The sequence below is a fragment of the Bacillus sp. FSL K6-0993 genome, assembly GCF_037977205.1.
Taxonomy (GTDB): Bacteria; Bacillota; Bacilli; order Bacillales; family Bacillaceae; genus Bacillus; species Bacillus subtilis.
Genome location: NZ_CP150275.1, coordinates 177,501 through 199,358, shown reverse-complemented (window position 1 = coordinate 199,358; position 21,858 = coordinate 177,501). Strand labels below are relative to the sequence as shown.

General features: G+C 44.7%; 20 protein-coding genes and 5 tRNA genes (1 of these 25 cut by a window edge). 13 read left to right on the top strand and 12 right to left on the bottom strand.

Features of this window, described 5'->3' with window-relative positions; translation table 11 throughout:
* Nucleotides 1-45 precede the first annotated feature (45 nt).
* The 10 genes from glmM to MHH79_RS01095 all read right to left on the bottom strand — a co-directional run bounded on the left by glmM (nucleotide 46) and on the right by MHH79_RS01095 (nucleotide 5,687).
* Complete coding sequence (gene glmM, locus MHH79_RS01140) at nucleotides 46-1,392, bottom strand: phosphoglucosamine mutase (RefSeq protein ID WP_014478651.1); 1,347 nt, start codon at nucleotides 1,390-1,392, stop codon at nucleotides 46-48.
* A gap of 18 nt (nucleotides 1,393-1,410) precedes the next feature.
* Nucleotides 1,411-2,865: a CdaA regulatory protein CdaR gene (gene cdaR / locus MHH79_RS01135; protein ID WP_047181997.1), complete on the bottom strand. Its 1,455-nt coding sequence runs from the start codon at nucleotides 2,863-2,865 to the stop codon at nucleotides 1,411-1,413.
* Nucleotides 2,858-3,679, bottom strand: coding sequence for a diadenylate cyclase CdaA (cdaA, locus tag MHH79_RS01130; RefSeq protein WP_003223651.1), 822 nt, complete (start codon nucleotides 3,677-3,679; stop codon nucleotides 2,858-2,860). The genes cdaR and cdaA overlap by 8 nt, the downstream gene beginning before the upstream one ends.
* Nucleotides 3,680-3,839: 160 nt before the next feature.
* Nucleotides 3,840-4,466: an anti-sigma-W factor RsiW gene (gene rsiW / locus MHH79_RS01125; RefSeq protein WP_100506620.1), complete on the bottom strand. Its 627-nt coding sequence runs from the start codon at nucleotides 4,464-4,466 to the stop codon at nucleotides 3,840-3,842.
* A gap of 13 nt (nucleotides 4,467-4,479) precedes the next feature.
* Nucleotides 4,480-5,043, bottom strand: coding sequence for an RNA polymerase sigma factor SigW (gene sigW / locus MHH79_RS01120; protein WP_003223646.1), 564 nt, complete (start codon nucleotides 5,041-5,043; stop codon nucleotides 4,480-4,482).
* A 230-nt stretch (nucleotides 5,044-5,273) separates the two neighbouring features.
* A tRNA-Gln gene (locus tag MHH79_RS01115) sits at nucleotides 5,274-5,345 on the bottom strand.
* 4 nt (nucleotides 5,346-5,349) lie between these two features.
* Nucleotides 5,350-5,434, bottom strand: a tRNA-Tyr gene (locus MHH79_RS01110).
* 22 nt (nucleotides 5,435-5,456) lie between these two features.
* Nucleotides 5,457-5,529, bottom strand: a tRNA-Thr gene (locus MHH79_RS01105).
* A 4-nt stretch (nucleotides 5,530-5,533) separates the two neighbouring features.
* Nucleotides 5,534-5,609, bottom strand: a tRNA-Val gene (locus MHH79_RS01100).
* A 3-nt stretch (nucleotides 5,610-5,612) separates the two neighbouring features.
* A tRNA-Glu gene (locus tag MHH79_RS01095) sits at nucleotides 5,613-5,687 on the bottom strand.
* Between the two features lie 179 nt (nucleotides 5,688-5,866).
* Here MHH79_RS01095 and MHH79_RS01090 point away from each other — a divergent pair.
* The 13 genes from MHH79_RS01090 to MHH79_RS01030 all read left to right on the top strand — a co-directional run bounded on the left by MHH79_RS01090 (nucleotide 5,867) and on the right by MHH79_RS01030 (nucleotide 20,299).
* Nucleotides 5,867-6,322: a DUF523 domain-containing protein gene (locus MHH79_RS01090; protein ID WP_046340199.1), complete on the top strand. Its 456-nt coding sequence runs from the start codon at nucleotides 5,867-5,869 to the stop codon at nucleotides 6,320-6,322.
* A gap of 12 nt (nucleotides 6,323-6,334) precedes the next feature.
* Nucleotides 6,335-6,817 (top strand): GNAT family protein, encoded by a 483-nt coding sequence (locus MHH79_RS01085; RefSeq protein ID WP_015382615.1) that lies wholly within the window; start codon nucleotides 6,335-6,337, stop codon nucleotides 6,815-6,817.
* Nucleotides 6,818-6,926: 109 nt separating this feature from the next.
* Nucleotides 6,927-7,841, top strand: a complete 915-nt coding sequence (murQ, locus tag MHH79_RS01080; RefSeq protein ID WP_015482716.1) for an N-acetylmuramic acid 6-phosphate etherase — start codon at nucleotides 6,927-6,929, stop codon at nucleotides 7,839-7,841.
* Nucleotides 7,842-7,857: 16 nt separating this feature from the next.
* Nucleotides 7,858-8,709 carry a MurR/RpiR family transcriptional regulator gene (locus tag MHH79_RS01075; RefSeq protein WP_251218072.1) on the top strand — a complete coding sequence of 284 codons (852 nt, stop codon included), beginning with the start codon at nucleotides 7,858-7,860 and terminating at the stop codon, nucleotides 8,707-8,709.
* 25 nt (nucleotides 8,710-8,734) lie between these two features.
* Nucleotides 8,735-10,105, top strand: a complete 1,371-nt coding sequence (locus tag MHH79_RS01070; protein ID WP_015482715.1) for a PTS transporter subunit EIIC — start codon at nucleotides 8,735-8,737, stop codon at nucleotides 10,103-10,105.
* A 56-nt stretch (nucleotides 10,106-10,161) separates the two neighbouring features.
* Nucleotides 10,162-11,487: an N-acetylmuramoyl-L-alanine amidase gene (gene amiE, locus MHH79_RS01065; protein ID WP_015482714.1), complete on the top strand. Its 1,326-nt coding sequence runs from the start codon at nucleotides 10,162-10,164 to the stop codon at nucleotides 11,485-11,487.
* Nucleotides 11,488-11,514: 27 nt separating this feature from the next.
* The gene (nagZ, locus tag MHH79_RS01060; RefSeq protein ID WP_340034911.1) at nucleotides 11,515-13,443 is read left to right on the top strand and encodes a beta-N-acetylhexosaminidase; all 1,929 of its coding nucleotides are present in this window, start codon (nucleotides 11,515-11,517) and stop codon (nucleotides 13,441-13,443) included.
* A gap of 13 nt (nucleotides 13,444-13,456) precedes the next feature.
* Nucleotides 13,457-14,701: an exo-beta-N-acetylmuramidase NamZ domain-containing protein gene (locus tag MHH79_RS01055; RefSeq protein WP_340034910.1), complete on the top strand. Its 1,245-nt coding sequence runs from the start codon at nucleotides 13,457-13,459 to the stop codon at nucleotides 14,699-14,701.
* Nucleotides 14,702-14,890: 189 nt separating this feature from the next.
* Entirely contained in the window at nucleotides 14,891-16,480 is a 1,590-nt protein-coding gene (gene btr, locus MHH79_RS01050) for a bacillibactin transport transcriptional regulator Btr (RefSeq protein WP_340034909.1), read from the top strand.
* A 90-nt stretch (nucleotides 16,481-16,570) separates the two neighbouring features.
* Complete coding sequence (feuA, locus tag MHH79_RS01045) at nucleotides 16,571-17,524, top strand: iron ABC transporter substrate-binding protein FeuA (RefSeq protein WP_014478641.1); 954 nt, start codon at nucleotides 16,571-16,573, stop codon at nucleotides 17,522-17,524.
* A gap of 18 nt (nucleotides 17,525-17,542) precedes the next feature.
* Complete coding sequence (locus MHH79_RS01040; RefSeq protein ID WP_340034908.1) at nucleotides 17,543-18,547, top strand: iron ABC transporter permease; 1,005 nt, start codon at nucleotides 17,543-17,545, stop codon at nucleotides 18,545-18,547.
* Nucleotides 18,540-19,550 (top strand): iron ABC transporter permease FeuC, encoded by a 1,011-nt coding sequence (feuC, locus tag MHH79_RS01035; protein ID WP_003234980.1) that lies wholly within the window; start codon nucleotides 18,540-18,542, stop codon nucleotides 19,548-19,550. The genes MHH79_RS01040 and feuC overlap by 8 nt, the downstream gene beginning before the upstream one ends.
* Nucleotides 19,547-20,299, top strand: coding sequence for an alpha/beta hydrolase (locus MHH79_RS01030; RefSeq protein ID WP_100506614.1), 753 nt, complete (start codon nucleotides 19,547-19,549; stop codon nucleotides 20,297-20,299). Before feuC ends, MHH79_RS01030 begins: the two co-directional genes overlap by 4 nt.
* 9 nt (nucleotides 20,300-20,308) lie before the next feature.
* Here the strand turns inward: MHH79_RS01030 and MHH79_RS01025 are convergent, their stop codons facing one another.
* Both MHH79_RS01025 and MHH79_RS01020 read right to left on the bottom strand, forming a co-directional pair.
* On the bottom strand, nucleotides 20,309-21,229 hold the full coding sequence (locus MHH79_RS01025) for a bile acid:sodium symporter family protein (RefSeq protein WP_080030707.1): 921 nt from the start codon (nucleotides 21,227-21,229) through the stop codon (nucleotides 20,309-20,311).
* Between the two features lie 145 nt (nucleotides 21,230-21,374).
* Nucleotides 21,375-21,858: the 3' portion of a SulP family inorganic anion transporter gene (locus tag MHH79_RS01020; RefSeq protein ID WP_100506613.1), read on the bottom strand. It continues 953 nt past the right edge of the window; 484 of the gene's 1,437 nt are visible here — the last part of the coding sequence; its start codon lies off the right edge, out of view — the gene reads right to left on this strand; its stop codon occupies nucleotides 21,375-21,377.

Here is a 21,858-nt window from a genome sequence, read left to right as displayed (position 1 = left end):
ATGTAAACCTCGCTTGTCTTGTTCACTCTCTGATAATAGACTTCGTTACTCTAATCCCATTTCTGACCGGACGACTTCAACAATGCGATTGACATACTCATCGCACAGCTCTTTCGTCTTCGCTTCAGCCATGACACGGACGAGCGGTTCAGTTCCTGAAGGGCGCACCAAAATCCGGCCGTCGCCGTTCATTTCTTTTTCAACTTCAGAAATAACTGCTTTTACTTTTTCATTTTCTTCAACTTTATATTTATCAGTCACTCTCACATTGACTAACAGCTGCGGGAACTTCTGCATTTCAGCTGCAAGCTCTGACAGTGGCTTGCCTGTGGCTTTCAAAGTGTTCATCAGCATAATAGCAGACAATAATCCGTCCCCTGTCGTGTTGTAATCAAGGAAAATAAGATGTCCTGACTGCTCTCCGCCGACGTTGTAGCCGTCTTTTTTCATTGCTTCTACTACGTAGCGGTCGCCGACAGCTGTCTGCACGCTTTTGATGCCTTCTTTTTCGAGCGCCTTATAGAAGCCGAGGTTGCTCATCACGGTTGAAACCAAAGTATCATCCTTTAAACGGCCCTCTGATTTCAGGTGTTTTGAGCATATGTACATGATTTGGTCGCCGTCTACAATATTTCCTTTTTCATCTACAGCAATCAGGCGGTCGCCGTCACCGTCGAACGCAAGACCGAGATCCGCGTTTTTCTCTTTGACAAACGCGCTGAGCGCTTCGGGATGAGTCGAACCGACGCCGTCATTAATGTTTAATCCGTTCGGGGAAGTCCCCATTGTAGAAACATCTGCATCTAAATCAGCAAACAGGTGTGTCGCCAAGGATGACGTTGCGCCATGGGCACAGTCCAATGCCACATGAATGCCTGTGAAATCTTCATCAGCTGTCTGTTTTAAGAATTGCAGATATTTTTGTCCGCCTTCAAAATAATCGTTTACAAGTCCAAGGTCTGCTCCGACAGGTCTTGGCAGCTTATCCTCAGGTTCGTCCATCAGGCGCTCAATTTCAGCCTCCTGTTCATCAGAAAGCTTAAATCCATCTCCCCCAAAGAATTTGATGCCGTTATCCTGCACTGGGTTATGAGAAGCGGAAATCATGACGCCCGCCTCTGCATCCATCGCTTTTGTCAAATAAGATACACCTGGTGTAGAAATGACACCTAGGCGCATGACTTCTGCGCCAATGGATAAAAGTCCGGCGACAAGGGCTCCCTCCAGCATATGGCCGGAGATGCGTGTATCGCGGCCTATCAGCACTTTTGGACGTTGTTTGTCTTTTGTCAGCACATAACCGCCGAAACGTCCGACTTTAAAGGCCAGCTCAGGTGTAAGCTCACTATTGGCGACACCTCTTACACCGTCTGTTCCAAAATACTTGCCCATTTTATAATCGCTCCTTTTTTATTCCGATGAGGATTGTGAATTCGCAGTGGATTCATCCTCATCCTGATCTTGGTTTTGATCTTTATTTTCGTCTTGGTTTTGATCGTTGCTGTTTTTATCAGTGTTCTTTGTATCTTCTTGCTGATTGTTCTTTTGATCATTTGTTTGTTTATCTGTGTCATCCTGATTCCCTGATGTATTGCTGCTGTTATCATTCGTTGATGTATTGCTTTTCTTAGACGTCAGCTTGATTTTGGCGTTTTTCCGCCCCAAGGACCAGGTTACATTCTGTGGCCCGTTCACTTCAAGCTTCACGCTATGCTCCCCGTCCTCTAAATCTGAAACATTCACATACAATTCAATATCTGATTTTTTCAGTTTTTTTATATTCGCGGGAGAGCCTTTAGCCGTTACGTCTATCGCTTGTGATTCAGGATCAAGAAATTCAATGTTTTGTGAGCTGCTCAGCCCTACAGTCTTGATAGGGACATTCTCGAACTTCTGATCCGCTTCACTATCGACTTCTATATGCAAAGTCACCTTTGACGGCGAGATTTTTTTGACACCGTCAGGAAGCGGAATATCTGCCTCGATATCGGAATCCTTGTTAATTTTACTTAAATCTAAGCTGACGCCGTCAATAAATTCAAGAGAATCCAACACATCCTGTGAGCCGTAAACCGTTACCTCACTGGGGCTGGATTCAATATTCGCTATGCTGACACCGTCAGGAAGGCTTCCTGTCCGTTCAATTTTAAAGGGCACTTTTTTACTCGGGCTTGTCACCGGAACGGTAATCTTGATGACCGAGGGCTCCACGTCGACAGGAAGCGCGTTTCCGTCTTTATCATAGACAGTCACTTTCGCTTCCTTTTCAATCGTTTCATCTGCGTTTTCCAAATTCACTGAAGCTTTTACAAGAGAAATATTATCGATGACATTTTTCGATCCGGTAATCTGCACATTTTTCGGACTGACAATCGGCTGCTCCGGAGAATAGCCTTTTTTCATCTTGCTTTTGTTGTAGTACTCCACTTCTACGGGAAAACTTTTGGTCGTCCGTTCCTGAATGGTCACTGTCGTAACAGACGGATTAATTGAGATTGTCAGCCCATCCGACACGTTTTTGGCCTTAAGCTCAACCTTATGTGTGCCGGTTTTCAAATGTTCCATATCGGCATATATTTCAAAGTTTTTGGTCTGCCGAGCCTTTTTCACGGCGCTTGTCGAGCCTTTTATCGTGACATTAACCGTTTGCGGAACACCCGTCACGACGTAATTTTCATCATCATAATACGCTTTAACCGGAATATCAGTCAGAGTTGCTTCATCAGTTGTTGATGTCGGAAAGAAAGATTCACCCGGTTTTTTCGGAGTCGGTGCTTGGTTGCTGTTAACCGCCACATAGAGCAAGAGCGCGAAAAGCAGAGCAATGATTTTCACAGCCCAGCGGTTGTTTAAGAATTTATCCATTTTTCTTGCCCCTCCAATACCAGCGGTTAGAAGAAGTGTCTCTGGTGTTTTTCTTAAACTCGGCTTCAAGCATTTCTTTCAGCGCTTCTTCTGTAAGCTCTCTGTGAAGGTCGCCGTTCTTTGCCACACTGACGCCGCCGGTCTCTTCAGACACAATAATCGTCAAACTGTCTGTTACTTCACTGATACCGACAGCTGCTCTGTGCCGCGTGCCCAGTTCTTTTGAAATAAACGGGCTCTCAGAAAGCGGCAGATAACAGGCGGCCGCGGCAATTTCATTATTTTTCATAATCACCGCACCGTCGTGAAGCGGGGTGTTTGGGATAAAAATATTGATCAGCAGCTCAGAGCTGACTTTGGCATTCAGTGGTATGCCGGTTTCAATATAATCCCCCATTCCAGTATCCCGCTCAATGGTCAGCAGGGCGCCTATACGGCGTTTCGCCATATAATTGATCGCTTTTGTAATGGCCTCAATCGTTTTCTGCTGCGCTTCTTCAACAGGCGTGCCGCTCCTCGAAAAAAAGCGGCCGCGGCCTAGCTGTTCAAGCGCTCTTCTCAGCTCAGGCTGAAAAATAATAATAATTGCTAAAAATCCCCATGTTATCGCTTGGTCCATCAGCCATTGAAGTGTGCTGAGGCCCAAATATTGGCTGGCCATACGAACAAGCACGATGACTACAATTCCTTTTAACAGCTGAACCGCTTTCGTGCCGCGTATCACCATAATCAATTTATATATCACATACCAAACAAGGAGAATATCAACGGCATTGCCGAGGTACTGCAAAAAAGGGATATCCTCAAAAGCCATTTCCTCGTCCTCCAAGATTTCAGTCATTTCGTATTTTGTGTTTTACGTGTTACGCATATGTACTTTACATAGCGAGCCCATTATACCACATTTCGATTTAGCAAGTGAAATGTGCCAGCCCTCTCAGCCCGCAAAAAAAGAGCAAAGCGGCTAACGCGCTTTACTCTTCTCCGTTCGGACTGAATGCATCGAGTACACTTTTCCCCGCAGACTTCATCTTGTACCATGTCCAGTCGAATAATTGATTGATTTCTTCAATCTGACCGGTGACTTGTCCAGCAGAGGCCATATACTTTTCGCCGTTTACGACGGTTACATCCCCATCTATTTTGCCTTTAATAATCAGCTTGCCGTTTTTGACAGTGACATCACCTTTGACCGTCTCACCTTCTGGCACGGTCACAGTATGGTTATGAACCACAAGATTCGGCTGCTTGGATACGCTGAAATTGTGGTCATTATGCCAGCTGTTAAAAAAACCTCCGCCCATCAAAATGATGAATACCGCAGCAGCTGCGATAACGGGATGAGTTCTGAACCATCTTTTTACAGAAGCTCTTTTCTTCTCCTTAGGCAATTTTGTCATGACATTAGCGGTAAAATCCGCGGGGGCTTCGACATGCGATGTGCTCCGTACGAGCGCTATGGATTTTTCCATCTCGTAAAAATGCTTTCTGCATTTCTCGCATGTCTCCAGATGTTCATTTAATACGTGTTCATCTTTTGGAAGGATATCTCCATCAAGATGCATATGCATAAGCTGCACAATTTGTTCAGGACAGCTCATTTCATCACCCCACTTAAAGATCCCTTAATTGTTTTCTAAGAGCCTCTCTGCCTCTGTGAATCCGCGTTTTCACAGTCCCCACAGGAATGTTTAGAATCTCCCCGATTTCAATTAATGAGAGTTCGTCAATATACTTTAATACGATGACTGTTCTGTATTTGTCAGGAAGCTTTAAAATTTTCTGCTGTATCGTGTTTGAGAGCTCCAGCGACACAACTGCATCTTCAGGCAAAACACCATCTGCGGCGATTTGAGAATACATGGTCAAGCCTTCCGTACCAGCCACTTCTGCATCGAGGTAATAATCCGGCTTCTTTTTGCGAATGCGGTCAATGGTCAAATTGGTCGCGATTCGATAAAGCCAAGTTGAAAATTTCCGGTTAATATCAAAACTGTCGATATTAACGTACGCTCTGATGAAAGCTTCCTGTGCAATATCCTCCGCCTCATGCACATTGCCAAGCATACGGTAGCAAAGCTGATAAATTTTATCTTTGTAAATATCTACGATGTCCGCAAATGCATCCTGGTCGCCTTTTTTGACTTGTTTAATTCTTTTTTTAATCATCATTTCCATATTTATCTAACCTCTGCCTTCACCGGTCTGTATGTATACGAGCTTCGTTTCAAAAGGTTTCAATTTTTTTATAAAATAAGTTTATCAAATTTTTGGCAGGGTGTAGATGGTAATTCGTGAATAAACTACCTTAACATATTTTTAAAATTATTATACAGACTGAACAGTTAGAAGTTGGAATGATTTTTCCGAAAAGAAAAAAGACACCTTTTGATCAAAGGTGTCTGTGACTGGGCTAGCTGGATTCGAACCAACGCATGACGGAGTCAAAGTCCGTTGCCTTACCGCTTGGCTATAGCCCAATAATGGTGGAGGGGGGCAGATTCGAACTGCCGAACCCTGAGGGAGCGGATTTACAGTCCGCCGCGTTTAGCCACTTCGCTACCCCTCCACATAAAATTTTGAAAAAACAGTGCCGGCAAGAGGACTTGAACCCCCAACCTACTGATTACAAGTCAGTTGCTCTACCAATTGAGCTACACCGGCAAGATGGTGGAGGATGACGGGCTCGAACCGCCGACCCTCTGCTTGTAAGGCAGATGCTCTCCCAGCTGAGCTAATCCTCCAAATGGTGACCCGTACGGGATTCGAACCCGTGTTACCGCCGTGAAAGGGCGGTGTCTTAACCGCTTGACCAACGGGCCGTTGTGTTCTCGTCGAGCTGACAAAAGTTATTATATACAGGTCACCCCCTGTTTGTAAAGAGGAAAATTAAATTTTTTATTTTCAAACTTTTTAACTCCTTTTTTAACTGAAAAAGCCTCCCAACTAAAGCCATTTATTTTATGATAGAGACAAGCAAAGCAAGAGAGGAGAAACCAATATGATTCTAGTCAGTTCTTGCCTTGGAGGCATTGAATGCAGATATAACGGCTCTCACGCAGCGTCGGAGAAAATCAGAAAACTCGTCGATGAAAAGAAAGCAGTCATGGCTTGCCCTGAGCTTCTCGGCGGGTTCTCTACCCCACGCGAACCCGCAGAAATCATAGGAGGCACCGGCGAGGATGTCCTCAATGGAACAGCGAAAATCGTGACCGCTTCAGGAGAAGACGTCACAGAACTATATATGGAAGGCGCCGCGAAAACATTGGCTTACGCAAAAGAAATCAACGCTTCTGCTGTCATATTAAAAGAAAACAGTCCATCTTGCGGAAGCGGTTTTATCTATAACGGCACATTCTCTGGCAAAAAAATCACCGGCAACGGAGTAACCGCCGCATTGTTAAAACAAGCGGGCTACCGCGTCATTTCGGAAAACGAGCTTGACGACATATTGTAAGGAGGCCACCCCATGACTCAAGACATTTCTTTATCCTTCTATAAGCCTGAACACTTGCCCGAGCTTCAATCATTCACGCTCACTAATGATGACAAACGCTTTACCTCCCTCCCGAAAGAGGTGCTGTCTCAGGCTCTGGGCATACAGGACCGATACCCGGTTGTCATCTTAAAAGACGACCTTCCAGTCGGTTTTTTCATTTTACATGCATCAAAAGAAACGCTTGCTTCCTATTCTAACAATCCATTTGCTTTACTGCTCAGCTCCCTGTCTTTAAACGCTGTGCACCACGGAAAAGGCTATGCGAAAAAAGCCATGATTTTGCTTCCCGCTTTTGTGAGCGGATATTTTCCATGGTGCGACGAAATCATCTTGGCCGTCAATCATCTGAACATACGCGCAAAACACCTTTATATGAAAAGCGGGTTCCTTGATAAAGGACGGCGAAGAATCGGGCCGCTTGGAGAACAGTTGATCCTTCATCATTTCTTATAGTCTTGAGTGAAATAAAATTTCAAAAATTTAAAAACATAGTTGAAATATCATAACAGAAATGAATATACTGAATATTGAGATATATCATTTTAAAACAGGGGGCATCCTCATGTCAGAACCATTAAACCTTCACCGTCTTACAACGGAATCACGCAATAGCCAAACAGTTGAAATCCACAAAGCAAACACTCTCGGCATCCTCAAAATGATCAACAACGAAGATATGAAAGTCGCTGCAGCCGTTCAGGAGGTTCTCCCCGACATCAAAACAGCTGTAGACTGCGCATATGAATCGTTTCAAAATGGAGGCCGGCTCATATATACAGGCGCCGGCACAAGCGGTAGACTCGGCGTCATGGATGCTGTTGAATGTCCTCCCACCTACAGCGTAAGCCCTGATCAGGTCATCGGAATCATGGCTGGAGGCCCCAAAGCCTTTTTACAGGCAGCAGAGGGCATTGAAGACAGTGAAGAAGCAGGAGGTGAAGATTTAAGAAACATACAGCTCACTTCAAATGACACCGTCATTGCCATCGCAGCAAGCGGCCGCACACCGTACGCCGCAGGCGCCCTAAGATACGCCCGCAAAGTCGGAGCACACACCATCGCCCTTACTTGCAATGAAAATTCCGCCATCAGCAAGGATGCGGATCACAGCATTGAGGTTGTCGTCGGACCTGAGGCCATTACAGGATCAACACGTATGAAAGCCGCAACCGCTCATAAAATGATTCTAAACATGATATCTACCGCTGTAATGGTCAAAATCGGCAAGGTTTACGAAAACTTGATGGTAGACGTCAACGTCAGCAACAAAAAACTAAAAGAACGCGCCATCAGCATCATCCAAAGCCTTACAAATGCTTCATACGACACAGCCAGGCACACCCTGGAACAAGCCGATCATCACGTCAAAACAGCAATCGTCATGCTCAAAACAAGCACAGATCAGAAACAAGCAAAGACATTACTCGATGAAGCAAACGGTTTCATTGACAAAGCAATCGAACATTACCATCCATGATAAGGAGAGAACTAGAATGGCCACAGGCGGTTTAGCGATCATCCAATCAATGAAGCATAAGCTCCCTCCATCCGAGCGCAAACTTGCAGATTATATCCTAGCCCATCCTCACAAAGCAATCGAAAGCACCGTCAACGAAATTAGCGCCTTAGCCAATTCAAGTGACGCTGCCGTCATCAGGCTCTGCAAATCACTCGGTTTAAAAGGATTTCAAGATTTAAAAATGAGAGTAGCGGGCGATCTGGCAAAGCCAACTTTTCAGGGCTACCGGGATATTGTTCCCCACGAGCCGCTGCCCTCCATTTCCGAAAAAACGGCCGGCAATGCCATTCAAGCCATTCAGGATACTTCAGACCTGATGGACTACAAAGAGCTTGAACGAGCGGTTTCTCTGCTTCTCAAAGCTCATACCGTGCATTTTATCGGCCTCGGGGCTTCCGGCATTGTCGCCAAGGACGCCCAGCAAAAGTGGCTTCGCATTCATAAACAAGCAACCGCGTTTACAGACACTCATCTTGTGGCATCTTTAATCGCAAATGCAGATAAAGACGACATCGTATTCGCCATTTCGTTTTCAGGAGAGACACAGGAAATCATTGAACTGTTCGCCATGGCCAAGGAAAAAGGCATCACAACGATCAGCCTCACACAATTCAGTCAGACATCCGTCTCCGCACTGGCTGATGTCCCTTTGTATACAGCCCATTCCAATGAAGCCTTGATTCGAAGTGCAGCCACTTCCTCCCGCCTCGCCCAGCTTTTTATAATTGATGTTTTGTTTTTAGGCATGGCGGCTGAGCAGTATGAAACGACAACCGGTTATATCGATAAAACGAGAACAGCCATACAATCTATGAGAATAAAATAAGGCATCTTGAAGGGGAGGGGTTTTAATGAGCAAAGAAAATAACTACCATCATCTCGCACAGAAAATCCTTGAGCTATGCGGAGGAAAATCCAATATTTCTTCATATACGCATTGCATGACACGCCTGCGCATTACGCCTTACGATGAAAGCAAAGCGGATGCTCAGGCTTTAAGAAAGCTTGACGGCGTATTGGGGGTCGTTGAAGCTGAAACCTTACAAATTATCCTCGGCACAGGAGTCGTCAATCATGTTACAGCTGCTTTCTCAAAGCTCGTGTCAGCAGCAGAAGAAAGTGCCGATGTCAAAGAAGCAGCGGCCAAAAAGAAAGCCGATATCAATCGAAAAAACGCCACTCCTTTTAAACTTTTCTTACGTAAAATTGCCAGCATTTTTATCCCTCTTATTCCCGCTCTAGTCGCTTCCGGTTTAATTACTGGGATTACCAAAGCAATTATTCAAGCAGGCTGGCTCTCTGCAGACTCACAAATTGCGGTTATCCTGACAGTCATCGGATCAGGGCTGTTCACTTATCTCGGCATTCTCGTTGGTATTAACGCTTCGAAAGAATTTGGCGGGACACCCGCACTTGGGGCTTTGGCCGGGATCTTGATTATCAATCCGGAGATCGCAAAAATCAGTTTATTTGGAGAAGAGCTTCTCCCGGGCAGGGGAGGTCTGATCGGCGTCCTTTTCGCAGCCATATTCATTGCTTACACCGAACAATTTATTCGCCGTTTTATTCCTCAATCACTCGATATCATTGTCACACCCACCGTTTCACTGTTAATCACCGGAATCGTAACGTATGTCGTATTTATGCCTTTAGGCGGATTCATTTCTGATGCCATTACATCCGGCCTACTGTCCATCCTGGACATCGGCGGCATCGCTGCGGGCTTTATTCTGGGCGCAACCTTCCTTCCTCTCGTCGTAACCGGACTGCATCAAGGCTTGACGCCTGTGCACATGGAACTAATCAATTCAATTGGCAATGACCCTCTGCTCCCTATTTTGGCTATGGGAGGTGCAGGACAGGTAGGCGCGGCCTTTGCCGTCTTCGTGAAGACGAAAAAAACAACACTGAGGAAAGCAATCGCCGGCGGGCTTCCATCGGGACTGCTCGGCATTGGTGAACCGCTTATTTTCGGAGTGACGCTGCCGCTTGGCCGTCCGTTTTTAACAGCATGTTTAGGAGCTGGAATCGGCGGCGCCTTTCAAGCTTATTTTCAAGTAGCCACCATTGCGATTGGTGTCTCCGGACTGCCGCTTTCCTTTCTAGTCCTGCCTTCGCAAATCATTTTGTATATCATTGGGCTCTTTATTTCCTACGCGGCCGGCTTTTTATTAACCTATGCATTCGGATATAAAGATGAAATGGCTTCACAGTTCGATTAAATTGTTTCTGTATTAGGGATAGTAAACGGGATAGAAGCACAGAAAGGGGCTAGCCTGTGAAAACAAAGACACTGTTCATATTCAGTGCCATTTTAACCCTATCGATATTCGCGCCAAATGAAACCTTCGCACAAACAGCAGACAACTTGGTTGAGCCGAAAACCATAAATGCAGAAACTGCACAATTCTCGACGAAGAAGCTAAGGAAGGTAGATCAGATGATAGAACGGGATATTGCAGCAGGATTTCCAGGCGCCGTTCTTGTGGTGGTGAAGGATGGACGCATCATAAAAAAAGCAGCATACGGCTACAGTAAAAAGTACGAAGGATCAGAACTGCTGCGCCGTCCGGCCAAAATGAAAACCCGCACGATGTTTGACTTAGCCTCAAATACAAAAATGTACGCAACAAATTTTGCATTGCAGCGCTTAGTCAGCCAAGGAAAACTTGACGTCTATGAAAAAGTTTCTGCATATTTGCCGGGTTTCAAGGATCAGCCGGGTGACCTCATAAAAGGAAAAGACAAGATACGTGTCATCGATGTCCTCCAGCACCAATCAGGACTCCCATCAAGCTTTTACTTTTACACGCCGGAAAAAGCCGGCAAGTACTATTCCCAGGAACGGGACAAAACGATTGAATATTTGACGAAAATTCCGCTCGATTATCAAACTGGGACAAAGCACGTATACAGTGACATTGGATATATGCTACTCGGATGTATTGTCGAAAAACTCACCGGCAAACCGCTTGATGTCTACACGGAGCAAGAGCTCTACAAACCGCTCAGGCTGAAGCATACCTTGTACAATCCGCTGCAAAAGGGCTTTAAACCGAAACAGTTCGCAGCTACTGAACGCATGGGCAATACACGTGACGGCGTTATTCAATTCCCTAACATCCGCACAAACTCGCTGCAAGGAGAAGTGCATGACGAAAAAGCGTTTTACTCAATGGATGGCGTGTCTGGGCATGCCGGATTGTTCTCAAATGCAGATGATATGGCCATACTGCTGCAAGTCATGTTAAACAAAGGTTCATACCGAAATATTTCTTTATTTGATCAGAAAACAGCCGACCTGTTTACAGCACCTTCAGCAACAGATCCGACATTCGCTCTTGGCTGGAGGCGGAACGGAAGTAAAAGCATGGAATGGATGTTTGGCCCTCATGCCAGTGAAAATGCTTACGGGCATACCGGCTGGACAGGGACAGTTACAATTATTGATCCAGCATACAATTTAGGCATCGCATTGTTAACAAATAAAAAGCATACACCAGTTATTGATCCGGAAGAAAATCCAAACGTCTTTGAAGGTGATCAATTTGCAACAGGCAGTTATGGAAGTGTCATAACCGCGATTTATGAAGCGATGGAATGAATGATTAGACGATAGGAGGAAGTTTCTATGAGACCTGTCTTTCCGCTTATCCTTTCAGCCGTTCTCTTTATTTCATGCTTTTTCGGGGCCAGACAGACAGAAGCCTCTGCATCCAAACGTGCAATCGATGCCAATCAGATTGTCAATCGTATGTCGTTAGACGAAAAACTCGGCCAGATGCTGATGCCTGATTTTAGAAACTGGCAAAAGGAAGGCGAGTCCTCTCCGCAAGCCCTTACAGAAATGAATGATGAAGTCGCCAGCCTCGTCAAGAAATATCAATTCGGAGGCATCATCCTTTTTGCAGAAAATGTAAAAACAACAAAACAAACTGTCCAACTGACAGACGATTACCAAAAGGCAAGTCCAAAAATCCCGCTCATGCTGAGTATTGATCAGGAAGGCGGCATTGTAACGAGGTTAGGGGAGGGCACTAATTTCCCAGGGAATATGGCGCTGGGCGCAGCCAGAAGCAGAATCAATGCGTATCAGACCGGCAGCATCATCGGGAAAGAGCTCTCTGCCTTAGGCATCAATACAGATTTCAGCCCTGTCGTGGACATTAACAATAATCCCGATAATCCTGTAATCGGCGTACGGTCATTCAGCTCCAATCGAGAACTGACATCATGCCTCGGTTTATACACGATGAAAGGGTTGCAGCGGCAGGATATCGCGTCTGCCCTCAAACATTTCCCGGGCCATGGAGACACGGACGTTGACAGCCATTATGGACTGCCGCTCGTTTCCCATGGCCAAGAACGGCTTCGTGAGGTCGAGCTTTATCCTTTTCAAAAAGCAATTGATGCTGGTGCTGATATGGTGATGACAGCCCATGTTCAATTCCCTGCCTTCGACGACACCACATACAAAAGCAAACTCGATGGATCGGACATTCTGGTTCCAGCTACACTTTCGCAAAAAGTGATGACAGGTCTTCTTCGTCAGGAAATGGGCTTTAATGGGGTCATCGTTACCGATGCGCTCAATATGAAGGCAATCGCAGATCATTTCGGTCAGGAAGAGGCTGTGGTCATGGCCGTAAAAGCTGGTGTCGATATTGCATTAATGCCAGCCTCAGTCACTTCAATGAAAGAAGAACAGAAATTCGCACGTGTTATTCAAGCTTTGAAAGAAGCCGTGAAAAACGGGGATATTCCTGAACAACAAATCAACAAATCAGTTGAAAGAATCATTTCCCTGAAAATAAAACGCGGCATGTATCCAGCGCGAAACAGCGACAGTACAAAAGAAAAAATAGCCAAAGCCAAAAAAATCGTAGGAAGCAAGCAGCACCTGAAAGCAGAGAAAAAAATAGCTGAAAAAGCAGTGACCGTATTAAAAAATGAACAGCACACTTTGCCGTTCAAGCCCAAAAAAGGCAGCCGAATCTTAATTGTGGCACCTTACGAAGAACAAACTGCTTCAATCGAACAAACCATTCACGATCTCATCAAGCGAAAGAAAATCAAATCCGTATCCCTCAGCAAAATGAATTTTGCCAATCAAGTATTTAATGCCGAGCATGCAAAACAAGTAAAAAAGGCTGATTATATCATAACCGGCTCCTATGTCGTCAAAAATGACCCTGTCGTCAACGACGGTGTCATCGACGACACAATATCAGATTCAAGCAAATGGGCCACCGTGTTTCCGAGAGCTGTCATGAAAGCCGCACTGCAGCACAACAAACCATTTGTCTTAATGAGCCTGCGCAACCCCTATGATGCCGCCAATTTCGAAGAAGCAAAGGCACTGATTGCAGTCTATGGCTTTAAAGGATACGCAAATGGCCGTTATCTTCAACCTAATATTCCAGCCGGAGTGATGGCGATATTCGGCCAGGCAAAACCTAAAGGCACACTTCCAGTTGACATCCCATCAGTCACGAACCCGGGGGACACCCTTTATCCATATGGCTACGGATTAAATATCAAAACGGGAAAACCGCTTTAATAAGGAGGGACACATGAGAAAAACAATATTCGCTTTTCTGACAGGGCTCATGATGTTCGGAACGATAACCGCTGCCTCTTCTTCACCCGATCCAAAGAATCAAACGGCTAAAAAGCCTAAAGTCCAAACTGGTATAGACACGCTCTTGCCAGACTATAAAAAACAGCTCAAGGGAAAACGTATCGGACTGATCACCAATCCAACCGGAGTAAACGCATCTCTGAAAAGCAGTGTCGATATTCTTTACGAGAACCCGGATATCAAACTGACAGCTTTATTCGGCCCTGAACACGGCGTCCGCGGTGACGCCCAGGCTGGAGACGAAGTAGGCTCTTACATTGACGAAAAAACCGGGGTTCCCGTATACAGCCTCTACGGAAAAACGAAAAAACCGACTCCAGAAATGCTAAAAAATGTCGATATTCTAATGTTTGACATTCAGGATGTCGGGACCCGTTTCTACACGTACATTTATACAATGGCATACGCAATGGAAGCCGCTAAAGAAAACGGCATTCCATTTATGGTGCTGGACCGTCCGAATCCTCAAGGCGGGAATCATATTGAAGGGCCAATCTTAGAACCTGAATACGCCTCATTTGTCGGATTGTATCCCATTCCATTGAAGCATGGGATGACGATAGGCGAATTGGCTTTACTGTTCAACAAAGAATTTGATATTGATGCCGATCTTACAGTGGTAAAAATGAAACACTGGAAACGAAAAATGGATTTTGACGATACCCGATTGCCTTTCGTCCTCCCTTCGCCTAACATGCCGACGGTGGAAAGCACATTTGTTTATCCTGCAACCGGGCTGATTGAAGGAACAAATATATCCGAAGGGCGAGGGACAACAAAGCCATTCGAATTGATCGGAGCTCCCTTTATCAAAAGCACAGAACTTGAAGAAACATTAAACAGCCTCCATTTGCCGGGCGTTACATTTAGGGCAGCATCCTTCACACCCACGTTTTCTAAACATCAAGGAACACTTTGCCACGGTGTGCAGCTCTATGTGACAGACAGAGATAAGTTTGAAGCCGTTAAAACAGGTCTTTCAGTCATTAAAACCATACACGATCTCTATCCTGAGGATTTTGAGTTCCTGTCAACAGGTTCATTTAATAAACTGGCAGGCAACGGCTGGATCAGGACAAAAATTGAAAATGGAACTTCGATTGAGGACATCATAAACAGCTATGAAAAAACACTCCAACAATTCAACAAAACAAGAAAAAAATATCTCATTTATTAGAACGTGAGCATTGTATGTTACACGTGTAACATATTCTTATCGAACGAAAGACCCTTACTTTTACACACGAGTAAGGGTTTTTTCATGCTAAAAACCCACACGCTTTATATAGGAAAACTTTCATTTATTTGGTACAATTTTTATTGAAAATGATTATCAATTGAACGTTTCTGAAAAGGTGGTCTACTCGTGCAAAATGCAGTGATTTATCAACCGGTACAAATTGAATATCTAAAAAAGACAAGTGATCTCTTCTCAGAACAGCAATTAGCCGATTCATTCGTGCTGATTTTTCATTTAAAAGGAAACGGCTATATTTCGATCGGAACAAACACCAATCCTCTGCAAAAAAAGACACTTTATGTTTGTCCGCCTAACGAGACCTTTGGCTTTACGCCAGCAGCCGATGGACATATAGAAGCCTGTCTAATCAGGCTTCAAAGCTATATCAAGGAAACCGGACAAGATATTTTCACACCGTGCATAGAATCGGAATTAGCCAACCTGAAGCTTATGAATGTTTCACATATCGAGAATCTTGCAGTCCGGCTTCAAGAACTTGCCGCACTATGGAATGAATCGTCTCAGCTTTCTCAGCTAAAATGTGTGATTGAAGTACAAAGCCTGATTTATGACCTCTTTACTGCCAGTTTATCTGATCAAACGGATACACATTCAGCAATCGAAAAAACAAAACACTATATCGAAACCCATGCCGATACAAAAATCACGCTTGCCCAGCTGTCGCAAATGGCAGGAATCAGTGCCAAACACTACAGTGAAAGCTTTAAAAAATGGACAGGACAGAGCGTAACAGAATTTATTACGAAAACACGAATCACAAAGGCAAAACGGCTCATGGCAAAATCAAACTGCAAATTGAAAGAAATTGCACACCAAACCGGTTATCAAGATGAATTTTATTTCAGCAGAATCTTTAAAAAACATACAGGCTGTTCACCTACAAGCTATATGAAAAAACGCCGAAAGAAAATCGCCGCATACGGAAGGGGCACAATGGGCCATCTCATCCCTCTTCACCACATACCTTTTGCGGCCGCTCTGCATCCGAAATGGACGTCTTACTACTATCAGCATTATTCGACAGATATACCTGTCCAGCTCAGTGCATACCGGTTTAATGAAAAGTGGGAAGAAAACCTGTACACGTTATCACAGGCAGAACCAGATGTGATTGTCAGCATGGATTCTATTTCTCCAGAAGAACAAGATCGCCTGAATCGCATCGCAGAAGTCATGTACCTTCCTTCAGAAGAAAGCTGGAGAACCCACTTTCTGCAAACTGCCTCATTTTTAAAGGAGGAGTCCGAAGCAGAAAAGTGGCTAGCGGATTATGACCAGCAGACAACAGCCGCCAAAAAAACACTTCAGCACGTTCAAGGGCTGCGTTTTCTCTTTTTGAGGCTGCATAAGCAAAACTTCTATTTGGCACATAACCGAAGTGTCCGCGAAGTTTTCTTTGGGGATTTAGGTTTCAGCTCGGCAACAACGGCTGACACACCTTCAGAACAAGCGATTTCGTTAGAAAATATCGCAAATTACCAAGCTGACTGTATGATGCTTTTTCTTTTTAAAGAGCCGGAGACCATAGCTTACTACCAGCAATTACAGCAGACAGAAGCATGGCAAAACCTAAGCGCGGTACGGAATAACCGTGTTTATCTTCTATCCCTTGACCCGTGGAATGAATACTCAGCTTGCGGGCACGAACGCATCGTTCAGCAAACTGTTTCTTTATTATCCGGAGATTGTCCATGATAAATCAGGAATTTGTCCATGGTGTTATATCTGTTCATTCTCTATAATTCCAATTGATAATAGTTATCAATTGAACAGGAGGCTCTATAGATGAAAAAGATATCTCTTACCTTATTAATCTTGCTTCTCGCTCTGACGGCGGCAGCTTGCGGCAGCAAAAATGAATCAACTGCCAGCAAGGCAAGCGGCACAGCATCTGAGAAGAAGAAAATTGAATACCTTGATAAAACATATGAAGTAACTGTACCGACAGACAAAATCGCCATTACGGGAAGCGTTGAATCAATGGAAGACGCGAAATTGCTTGACGTTCATCCGCAAGGCGCAATTTCATTCTCCGGCAAATTCCCTGATATGTTCAAAGACATCACTGATAAAGCCAAACCAACCGGAGAAAAAATGGAGCCAAATATTGAAAAGATTCTTGAAATGAAGCCGGATGTTATCCTTGCTTCAACAAAGTTTCCGGAAAAAACGCTTCAAAAAATCAGCACAGCAGGCACGACGATCCCAGTTTCTCATATCTCTTCAAACTGGAAGGAAAACATGATGCTGCTTGCCCAGCTGACTGGAAAAGAGAAAAAAGCAAAGAAAATTATTGCAGACTATGAACAGGATCTAAAAGAAACAAAAACAAAAATCAACGATAAAGCGAAAGATTCAAAAGCGCTTGTCATCAGAATCAGACAAGGCAACATTTACATTTACCCTGAACAGGTGTATTTCAACTCCACACTATACGGTGATTTAGGCCTTAAGGCGCCGAACGAAGTAAAAGCTGCAAAAGCGCAAGAGCTGATTTCATTAGAAAAATTAAGTGAAATGAACCCGGACCATATTTTCGTCCAATTTTCTGATGATGAAAATGCAGACAAACCTGATGCCTTAAAAGATTTAGAGAAAAATCCAATCTGGAAAAGCCTTAAAGCAGTCAAAGAAGACCATGTGTATGTCAACTCAGTGGACCCTCTCGCACAAGGCGGCACAGCTTGGAGCAAAGTCCGTTTCCTGAAAGCGGCTGCTGAAAAATTGACACAAAACTAATTCAGAGTAGGTTTTTGTATGTATTCAAAACAGTGGACACGTATCATATTGATTACTTCTCCATTCGCTATAGCGCTGTCACTTTTGCTTTCAATCCTTTATGGGGCAAAGCATCTTAGCACAGATATTGTTTTTACATCTCTTATTCATTTCGATCCGGGAAACACAGACCATCAAATTATATGGCACTCCCGGATTCCAAGGGCTGCCGGCGCTCTGCTCATAGGGGCAGCCCTTGCTGTTTCTGGAGCGCTTATGCAGGGCATTACGCGCAATTATTTAGCTTCGCCATCCATTATGGGTGTTTCAGATGGTTCAGCGTTTATCATTACGCTTTGCATGGTTCTGCTCCCGCAATCATCTTCGATTGAAATGATGATATACTCTTTTATCGGCTCAGCGTTAGGAGCTGTGTTAGTATTCGGCCTTGCCGCCATGATGCCAAACGGATTTACCCCCGTGCAACTCGCCATCATCGGCACAGTCACAAGCATGCTGCTCAGCAGCTTATCAGCGGCCATGTCGATTTATTTTCAAATTTCTCAGGATCTCAGTTTCTGGTACAGTGCCAGACTTCATCAAATGAGTCCAGATTTCCTGAAGCTTGCCGCTCCGTTTTTCCTGATTGGCATCATAATGGCCATTTCTCTCAGCAAAAAGGTAACCGCTGTATCATTAGGGGACGACATTTCTAAAAGCCTGGGGCAAAAGAAAAAAACCATTAAAATCATGGCGATGCTTTCCGTCATCATTCTAACCGGCAGTGCCGTAGCGCTGGCCGGAAAAATTGCGTTTGGCGGGTTGGTTGTTCCGCATATCACGAGATTTCTCGTCGGCTCTGATTACAGCAGGCTGATTCCGTGCTCCTGTATTTTGGGCGGAATCTTTTTAACCCTGTGTGATCTCGCAAGCAGATTTATCAACTATCCGTTTGAAACACCGATTGAGGTCGTAACATCCATTATCGGCGTACCTTTCTTCCTTTATTTAATTAAACGAAAAGGAGGGGAGCAAAATGGCTAAAAAATATGCATTGTTCATCGCTTTGATTCTTGTTGTCAGCTATTTCAGCTTAACGAGCGGATCATTTTCTGTTCGTCCTGCTGAGCTGCTCTCCACTCTTTTTCAAATCGACCCGAATCCGCAGTATGAAATTTTGCTGTTCGATTTAAGACTGCCGCGGGTTGTCATGGCTGCTATTATTGGACTCGGTCTTGGCATTGCAGGCGCTGTTATCCAGGCCATCACGAGAAACGGGCTTGCTGATCCTGGAATTCTCGGAATCAACGCAGGGGCAGGAGCCGGCATTGTAGCGTTTATGCTCTTATTCCAAGGCCAGAAGGAAGTGACATCCATAGCGGCAGCGATGGGAATGCCGCTCTTTGGATTGATAGGCGGGCTCATCGCGGCAATCCTGATTTACATATTTGCATGGCACAGAGGCAATTTAGATTCAGGAAGAATTATTCTGGTAGGGATTGCGATCAATTCAGGATTCAGCGCCCTGTCTTTGTTTTTATCTTTAAAAATGGACCCGCAAGACTATCAAATGGCCATGGTGTGGAAAAACGGAAGCATCTGGTCTGCCAACTGGACGTATATCACAGCCGTACTCCCATGGATGCTGCTGTTTATACCGATTCTTATCGGCAAATCCCGCCTGCTCGACACCATTCGTTTTGATGAAGACACAGTCAGAAGCCTCGGCATTTCATCAAATAAAGAAAAAACCATCCTGCTCGTAGCCTGTGTAGCAATCATCAGCGCCTGTGTCTCCGTAGCGGGAAGCATGGCGTTTGTCGGCTTAATTGCTCCCCATATCTCACGGAGACTGGCTGGCGTCGAACATCGCTATATCCTGCCACTGAGCGGTTTAATCGGGATGCTTCTTGTGATAAGCGCAGACTTTGCCGGAAAACTATTTTTTCAGCCCGCAGAAGTGCCCGCAGGCATCATTTTGGCGATCCTCGGAGTTCCTTATTTCTTATATTTGCTTTTCAAGCAAAAAAAGGGGGAGAATGCTTGAAAGGATCTCTTTCAGAACACAAAGCCGGCAACAGGAGGTTCACGCTGTACCTCCCTCCTTCCTACAGCACAGACAGCGGGGGATTTCCTGCTGTTTATGTGCAGGATGGCAATTCTTTGTTTCACGACGAAATTGAATTTTTAGAAAGCATGTTTCAACAGCAAAGGCTCCCTGAACTCCTGCTAATTGGTATCGAACCCGAAAACCGGCTTGATGAATACACCCCATGGCCGGCTGCATCACTCAGTGATCGATTCACGGACTTCGGCGGAATGGGATATCACTATCTGTCTGATATAACGAACCAGTTCATTCCGCTAATCGAAGAAAACTGGAACGTCACCAGGGAACCGCAGTCAAGAGGAATGATTGGTGCCTCATTAGGCGGCCTCATCTCAATGTTCGCCTTATTAAAATATCCGTCAATGTTCGGGAAAATAGGCTCTATATCTGGTTCATACTGGTACGAGAATGCAGCGGAAACCATTCATATATCTTCTTTAAAGCCCAGCACTGCACGTGTTTTCATGTCTGTCGGGAGTGAAGAAGGCCGTGAAAAACAATCCATTCAGCGACATATGCTGAAAAAAACAAAGCAAGTTCATCAAAGTCTAAAAGAAAAAGGCTTCACTGAAGACCAGTTGTGTCTTTCAATTGAAAAAGGAGCGGTGCACCATCGCAAGTATTTCTGCAAACAGTTCATCAACGCGCTCGAATGGCTATACGGAAAAAACCGCTCAACCCTATGAGCGGTTTTTTTATGCTTTCTGCAACATTGGTTTTAATTCAAAACGATTCAGCATATAGCCAAACAAAGCAGCCAATATCTGCTGAAACAGCATGCCGATCACAACAGGAACGGCAACCTGAGACGGGAAGAACGTAACGGCAAGAACTGCGCCGGCACTAATATTCCTCATGCCTCCCGTAAATATAAGAGAGACTATTTCCTCTTGCCGCCTTTTCATCATTTTTCCGATCAGCCAAGCAGCGGCATAGCCTGTTAACGCGATAAAGAATACCGTTACAGCTATTCCTGCAAATCTCAAATCAATGGATTTGAAATAAGGAGCAATCGCTGAACTGTTAATCGCAATCACTGCCATCAAGCAAAGCTTTGAAAAAGGCGACAGCGCACTGCTCACAGACGCAGTTCTTTCTGGAGATGACATCTGATTAAACAGCATGCCCAGAAAAGAAGGAATCACGACCATTATAATCAGACCTTTCATCATTCCCCACACATCCATATGAACCTGAGCGCCGGCCAGCAATGAAAGACTCAGCGGTACGATTAGCGGTGACAGCACAGTATCAACTAGAATAATCGAAAGTGTCAAACCGACATTCCCTTTGTACATCGCTGCCCAAATCAAGCTTGTAATCCCCGTAGGAATCACAACAGCCAATGTTAAACCGGTAATCGTCAAAGGATCACCTTTAAAAATAAGATGGCCGCTGCCCCAAGCAAAAAGCGGCATAAAAATATGAAGAACGAATAGTGCAAGAATCATAGGGAGAGGGTGAGACAATGCATGTCTCAAAGATTGAAAGTTCGCGCTCAAACTGCCTGCAAACGTAATAAAAGCAAAGATCCAAGGCACAGCCCATTCATACCCATGTAAAAACTGAGACAGCAGCACGCCCAGCACCACACTAGTCGGCGTCAACAGCGGCATCACTCTCCCCAATACACGGTTCAGCTTCTGAAGCATCATATGCAAGTCCCCTATTTAAAATTTCTCTTCTCTCTATTATATCAATGCTGCTTAAGTGTATGTTATATAAAAAAGCCCAGATCTCATTAATCTGGGCTTCTCTATTTTATGCCATCTGTTTCATTAGAGATTTACTCGCTTTATTCAAACCTTTTAACTCAGCTTCAATGCCTTGTTCCTTAAACTTCGCAACAATCTTATCAAGTGCGGCCGCACCAGAATCGTCCCATACGTGAGCTTCAGTTAAGTCAATCACAACCCGCTCAATATCCTCTTGATATATAAACGCATTTGCAAGATCCGTCACTGACGCAAAAAAGATTTGCCCCTTCACTTGATACGTTCTAAGCTTTTGATCCTCTGCATGAGAAACGATTTTCAGCTTCGAGATTTTTGCCACAAAGAACACGGCACTTAAAAGAACACCGACAAATACACCTTTAGATAAGTCATCCGTCACAACAACCGTAACCACAGTCACAACCATGACAATCGAGTCCGTGAGCGGCGCTTTTTTGAGACCTTTTAAGGAAGACCAATCAAATGTGCCGACAGACACCATAACCATTACAGCCACTAACGCCGCCATT